This is a genomic window from Kitasatospora sp. NPDC007106, assembly GCF_040634455.1.
Lineage (GTDB): Bacteria > Actinomycetota > Actinomycetes > Streptomycetales > Streptomycetaceae > Kitasatospora > Kitasatospora arboriphila.
Map to the genome: position 1 here is coordinate 1 of NZ_JBEYFP010000356.1, position 6111 is coordinate 6111.

Annotated in this window: 5 protein-coding genes and 1 pseudogene; 2 read left to right on the forward strand and 4 right to left on the reverse strand. The window is 74.5% G+C overall.

The genetic code is table 11. The features are described 5' to 3' along the window. Positions 1–236 precede the first annotated feature (236 nt). On the reverse strand, positions 237–830 hold the full coding sequence (locus ABZ641_RS23185; protein ID WP_359984513.1) for a TetR/AcrR family transcriptional regulator: 594 nt from the start codon (positions 828–830) through the stop codon (positions 237–239). Positions 831–951: 121 nt separating this feature from the next. On the opposite strand from ABZ641_RS23185, the gene ABZ641_RS23190 reads away from it, so the two are divergent. Continuing rightward, on the forward strand, positions 952–2184 hold the full coding sequence (locus ABZ641_RS23190; protein WP_359984516.1) for an alpha/beta hydrolase: 1233 nt from the start codon (positions 952–954) through the stop codon (positions 2182–2184). A 78-nt stretch (positions 2185–2262) separates the two neighbouring features. Here ABZ641_RS23190 and ABZ641_RS23195 read toward each other — a convergent pair whose 3' ends face one another. Both ABZ641_RS23195 and ABZ641_RS23200 read right to left on the reverse strand, forming a co-directional pair. Next, positions 2263–3075: a class I SAM-dependent methyltransferase gene (locus tag ABZ641_RS23195; RefSeq protein WP_359984521.1), complete on the reverse strand. Its 813-nt coding sequence runs from the start codon at positions 3073–3075 to the stop codon at positions 2263–2265. Between the two features lie 205 nt (positions 3076–3280). Continuing rightward, positions 3281–4822, reverse strand: a complete 1542-nt coding sequence (locus ABZ641_RS23200) for a hypothetical protein (protein ID WP_359984518.1) — start codon at positions 4820–4822, stop codon at positions 3281–3283. A 160-nt stretch (positions 4823–4982) separates the two neighbouring features. On the opposite strand from ABZ641_RS23200, the gene ABZ641_RS23205 reads away from it, so the two are divergent. Then, positions 4983–5345 carry a hypothetical protein gene (locus ABZ641_RS23205; RefSeq protein ID WP_344624937.1) on the forward strand — a complete coding sequence of 121 codons (363 nt, stop codon included), beginning with the start codon at positions 4983–4985 and terminating at the stop codon, positions 5343–5345. A 181-nt stretch (positions 5346–5526) separates the two neighbouring features. Here the strand turns inward: ABZ641_RS23205 and ABZ641_RS23210 are convergent. After that, a pseudogene (locus ABZ641_RS23210) lies at positions 5527–5793 on the reverse strand (amidohydrolase family protein); the annotation flags it as partial. Positions 5794–6111: the final 318 nt, after the last annotated feature.

Below are 6111 nucleotides of genomic sequence, written 5' to 3' on the forward strand. Positions count from 1 at the left end.
GCGGCCAGCCAGCGGTCCACGTCCTCCGCGCTGAGGTCCCGGAGCTTGCGGTCGCCGAGGGCGGGGACCACGTGCAGGCGGCAGACGCGGCGCCGGACCCGACCCCCTCGTTCACAACTGGCCCGGCACACCCGGCAAGCACCGGACGGCGACCGCTGCTCGGCAGCGCGCGTTCGGCATCAATCCTGACCCGGTGGCCGGCAGACGGTGCAGCGCGTCCGAACCCGGCTCGCCGGTCACCGAGGTGCGGCGGCCGGGACGTCGAGGGCGGGCCCGTAGACGGTGTTCAGCAGTCCGTGCGCGAGGGCGTCGAGGTCGCGCAGTCCTGCGGCGGCGAGCAGGTCGTGGCCGCCGGCCAGCAGGTGGCCGACGGCACCGTGCAGGGCAAGGACGACAGCGGCCGAGCGCTCCGGGGTGACCGGCAGACCCGCGGCGCGCTGGGCCTGTTCGAAGGCGGTGAAGTCGGCGATCGCCACGCTGTCGAGGAGGGCCGCCAGGCGGGGGCGGCGCGCGGCCTCGGCGCGCAGCTCCACATAGGCGAGCATGCGGGTGCGGCCGGGTCCGGCGACGTTCTCCAGCAGTGTGCGCAGCATGTCCGCCAGGCCCGCGCGGTCGACGGGGGCGGGGCGGGGCACGGCGCCGTACAGGTCGGCGCACCGCTCGGCAACGGCGGTGAGCAGGGTGTCGCGGGTGGGGAAGTAGTTCTTGGTGGTGCCCGGGGGCACGGCCGCAACGGCGTCGACGGCCCGGTGGGTGAGGCCGCGCCCGCCGGCCTCCGCCAGTACCTCGATGGCCGCGTCCCGGAGGCGGTCGCGTCGGTCTCTGTTCACGTTGCCGAGACTACCCCACCCGTGGTACCACAAATGAGGTACCACATCTGCGGTGATGAGGATGGGGTGCTGCGGGCGCGGCGGTGGCCCGTGGCCGGCCGTGATGCGGAGGACGATTCCTGTGCCTGTCGGATATCTGTGGACGGTGGCGTTCGTCGCCGCGGGCACGCTGTTCGCGCTCGCCCCGGTGCGCCGGCCGTGGCCGCTCGACGACCTGAGCTTCCGCCTCGGCCTACTGATCGGCGAGCTGCCGTTCGTCGCGGCGGCCTGGTTGGTGCTGTGGACCGCGGTGGCCTTCGCCCAGGGCGACATCCGCACGCCCGCCGGGTGGGCGGCAGTGGCACTGGCGGCGGCCACCGTCGCAGGACTGGCACTCGTCGTCCGGCGCAGCATGCGCGCACGGGCGGAGGTCGACCGCGCCCTGGCCGAAGGGCTGGGGGCCGACCGGCGGGCGGCACACTCCCCCGGTGCGGCTGCGGTCGGGCCGGGCCGTCGGCATCCGCTCGCCCGCGTCGTGCTCCGTCCGTTCCCGCGCCGTCCCCGTGGTGTCGTCCGCGTCGCGAACCTCCGGTACGGCACCGGCGGCCGCCGGCACCGGCTCGACGTCTACCACGGTCGTGCGACGCCGCCGGGAGCTCCCGTCCTGATCCACCTGCACGGCGGCGGCTACCGAGGGGGCCGCAAGAACAGGCAGTCCCTGCCGCTGCTGCACAGGTTCGCCGACCGGGGCTGGGTCTGCATCAGCGCCAACTACCGGCTGCGGCCCGCCGTCCGGCACCCCGAGCACCTGATCGACGCCAAACGCGTGATCGCCTGGGTGCGTGAACACGGCCCTGCATTCGGGGCCGACCCGGCAACGGTGTTCGTGGCGGGCAGCTCGGCCGGCGGACATCTGGCGGCGCTGGCCGCCCTCACCCCCGGCGACCCGACCCTCCAGCCCGGCTTCGAGGACGCCGACACCTCGGTCACCGCGGTGATCGGACTGAACGGCTACTACGGGCCCTACTACGGCCAGGGGCCGCACTCCTCGCCCTCCGCGCACATCACCGCGGACGCGCCGCCCTTCCTCCTCGTCCACGGCGACCGGGACACGGTGGTACCGGTGGACATCGCCCGGCGATTCGCCACCGAGCTGCGGGACGCCGGCGTCGAGACCGTCGTGTACGCGGAACTCCCCGGCGCCCAGCACGCCTTCGACCTGTTCCACTCCCTGCGCTTCGAAGCGGTCGTGGACGGTGTCGAGGTCTTCACCGCCCGGGTGCTCGCACATCGGCAGGCCCTCCGGCCGACGGCCGGCCGAGAACCGCGCCGCCCCGAACGCCCGTCCACGCCCGCCGCCCGGAGCGATTCCTGACCACTGACCGCGGCACGTCGAACCTGGTCCACTCGTCGGGCCCCTTGGGATCGATCATCGGGGGGACCGGGAGGCGGTCTACTGGCGGACGGCCGCGATCAGTCCGCCGGGCCGCTCCTCGCGTTGCGGCGGGGTGCCGATCGGGCGGCCGTAGGCGGCAGCGAGCTCGCGCAGGGTGTGGCTGTCGGCGTCCCAGCCGTGCCCGGCCAGCCAGCCCACCGGGTCGTCGGGCATCTCCGAGACCCACAGGGACGCCGCCGATCCCGGCACGGCGTCCGCACCGAACCGCTCGACCACGCCGCGCGAGCCCAACGTCAGCCCCATCCGGCTGCCTACCGCCGACAGCGCCCCGATCCGGGTGAGCAGCAGCTCCACGGCGTCCTCGGGCAGGTAGATCAGCAGTCCCTCGGCGATCCACACGGTCGGCAGCGCCGGGTCGTGCCCCGCGGCGGCCAGCGCGCCCGGCCAGTCCTCACGCAGGTCCACCGCGACGGTGATCCGCTCACAGCGTGCGACGGCCCGCTCCCGGCGCAGCACCGCCGCCTTGAAGTCCAGTGGCGCGGCGGTGTCGACCTCGAACAGCCGGGTGCCCTCGGGCCAGTCCGTCCTGAAGGCCCGGCTGTCCATGCCGGCGCCGAGCAGCACGACCTGCCGGACCCCGGCCGCGGACGCCTCCAGCAACAGATCGTCGAGGAACCTCGTCCTGATGACGATCGAGAACGACACGGCGAGCCGACGGCGTCGCGCGGCCTCGTCCTCGGGCGGCGGCGAGGCGGGCCACAGGCCGCCGGCGGCGGCGAAGGCCTTCGCCAGGGGGTCGCGGAACAGCGCGTTCTCCCGCTCCGACTCCAGCGCCCGCACCCTGGCCACCCCCACCGCCGTGGCCCACACTCCCGACGGCTGCACCCGCTCCTGCTCATCAGTCACCACATCAGCCTAGATGGTCGACCCCAAGGCGTAACTGATGAAGAGTCAGGTTCGTTCGCGGCTAGCCGGTCAGGCGCGCACCGACCGCCGACGACCGCTGGAACCACCATGAAACGAAGAAGCGGTGACGGTGTCGGTCGGCAGCCGGCGGATGGTGCCCGGCCCGTGATCACTGGCCGGGCGTCGTCCCTCGGCCTTCGGCCGCCGGCGGCGGGGTGGCGGCAGCACCGCCGGTCAGGCAGCGGTCGAGGAGTGCGTGCATGCGGGCGGCGGGGAGGGACGGGTTGGCCGCGGCGCCCTCCGCGGTGCGGAGGTCGGCGAGGAGCGGCTCCAGGGCCTGGGGGGTCAGGCTCGGGTTGGCGGCGGCGGCCCGGCGCACCGCCTCGTCGGGGTCGTCCACCGGGGGTTCGGGCAGGGCGGGATCGGCTGCGGCCAGGGCGCGGACCTCGGGGTCCGGGTGGCCGATGAGGTGGGTGCGGCCGGTGCGCGGGAAGGCGGGCAGGGTCAGCAGGTGTTCACGGTGGGCCGGGCGGGTGACGAAGACGTCCAGGAGGAGGTGGGGCGGGGCCAGGGGGTGGTGGCAGGCCAGCCGGATCCGTACTTCCTCGTCGTCGTCCTGCGCGAGTGTCTCGACGAGCACGGCGGGCAGGAGCGGCCAGCTCGCCGCAACCCGGCGGAGCTCCGGTTCCTCGGAGGCCGCGCAGGCGGCGTACCAGTCGGGGGACGGCTCGGGGGTCGGCTCGGTGATCGGGCAGGTGCAGTCCGGACCGTGCCCGATGATCTGCCCGATGACCCGCTCGATCGCCCAGTACTCGGCCCAGGTGCGGGGAACGGGGTGGAGGCGTGCGCGCCTCCGCACGTTCTCGTCCGGATCCTCCCTCAGCTCCGCGACCAGGTCGGCTCCCAGGTCGGGCCGGGCGGCGACCAAGGCTCGGACCGCCGGCTCGGGGTGGCGGGCGAGCCGGGCCACGGCATCGGCCGGGGTATGGCGGTTCCAGGTCAGTGGGCGCACCGTGCCGTCCGCGAAGCACTGCTCGACGAGCGCTCGGGACAACGCGCATGTGCCGAGCACGAATCCCTTGCTGAGCGAGCCGATGGACGGCAGCCTGGCCTCCACCCGTTCCGGGTCCAGCTCCCAGCTGTGGTCCTGCGCGGCTTCCCGTACGGCGGGGTCGGGGTCGTCGAGCAGGGCCTCGCGCTCCGCGGGGGTGAGCAACTGCCACCTCCAGGTGGCCCGCATCCGGAGTTCGGGGTGCTCGCGGCCGGCCAGGGAGCAGTGGAAGGACAGCGGGATCTGCCGGGACGAGTCGAGCTCCGCAATGATGTCCTGCTCGGTGACCATGCCGTCCTCGCCCCCGTCCTGAGCGGTCAGGAGGGTGACGAGGACGTCGTCCGGAAGCGGCCGGACCCACCGGGGACGGGGGCGGGGGCCGCCGGCGAGCCACCCGCGAACGATCCCCGACGGGTCCGTGGCCAAGGGGGCGAGCCGCGTCGGGTCGACGTGCCGGTTACGGGCGAGCGCGCGGCGGACGACTCTGTCCGGATGGCGCAGGGCCGCGTCGACGACGGCGTCGGGCAGGTCACGACCCTCGCACATCAGCGGGCCGATCCCGCCGGCCGCTCGATCCAGCAGGCGTATCAGCACCTCGGAGGGCGCCGCCGGATTGAAGGCGATGCCGCGCAGCCACGGTTCATGAAGGGATTCGGACACCGCGTCATCCTGTCACCCCGTCACACCGGGACCGGGCCGACCGGACGTCACCCGCTGCGTATCCGTGGCGGGCGTGATGAGTATTCCTACTCAGGACCGGGCCCGCGACGGTGATCCACTCTTGGTGCAACAGCAACCGACCCACCGAGGGAACAAAGCCATGACCAGCGACGCCGCCCCCCGACCCCGCCGCATTCCCGCTCTGCTGGCCCCCGCGTTCGACAACATGCTCTCGCGGGCCTACCTGGTCCTGGTCGCAGCCGCGGTCGGTCTCGACGTCCACGCCACGTACGTCATCCACAACCCCTCGTTCGCCGGTCTGTGGCTCGCCCTCGCCACCGCACCTTTCGGTCTTCTCGCCATGCCCCTGCCCGCGGTCTTCTGGGACACCCCGGTCGAATGGATCGGCCCCCTGCTCCAGCTCGCCACCGCCGTCACGGCCGGCCTCGTCAACGCCGTCTACCTCGGGCGGATGGTCGCCGGCAACCGCGCCACGGCGCGAGACGGCCGCACCGCCGCGTAGCGCGGTCCGCGATGCCCTGGGCCGGCATGCCGCGGCGGACCAGCCCGTGCGCAGGGCCGGGCAGCACGTCCGGCATCCGGTGGCCCGGGGGCGAGGTCGGCCGAGGTGCCGGGCGGCGGCTCGGCTCCTCGGACGCCGTCGCCGTACGCCGACCGCCCTGCCCGGCGTCAGCGAGGTGCTCTCATGTGGGGACGTGCCGGATGCCGCCGCACCACACGGCGCGTACCGCGCGGGTCGCCCGGACGTCGGTGAGCGGGTCGCCGTCGACGAGCAGGAGGTCGGCGCGCAGACCGGGTGCGATCCTGCCGCGGTCGGCGAGGCCGAAGTGCCGGGCGGGCAGGACGGTGGCGGCGCGCAGGGCGTCCACGGGCGAGAGCCCGGCCGCGACGAGCAGTTCCAGTTCGCGGTGCAGGGAGGTGCCGTGTTCGACGGCGGCGGGGGCCCCGGGCTGGGTGTTGGGCTGAAGGGGATCCTCGGCCAGGTCGGCGAGTTCGTCGGCCGGGGTGCGCCGGGGCGGCGTCAGGTTGCCCGTCGGACGGGTGTCCGGGTGATCCGCTATATTCGCGCCGCCGTCGAACGATCCCGTCCGGCGCGCACCACGCCCAGGGAGCCCGCCTCATGCCGTCCGACCAGGACGTCCCCTCGCCGGGTGGTTCGGCCGCCGAGAACGACGCCTTCGCCCGAGCCTTCGCCCCGCCGTCCGCAGACGCGCCGCCGCCGGTCCCGCCCTACGGATACGGACCGCCGCCGGCCGGCGACCCGTGGG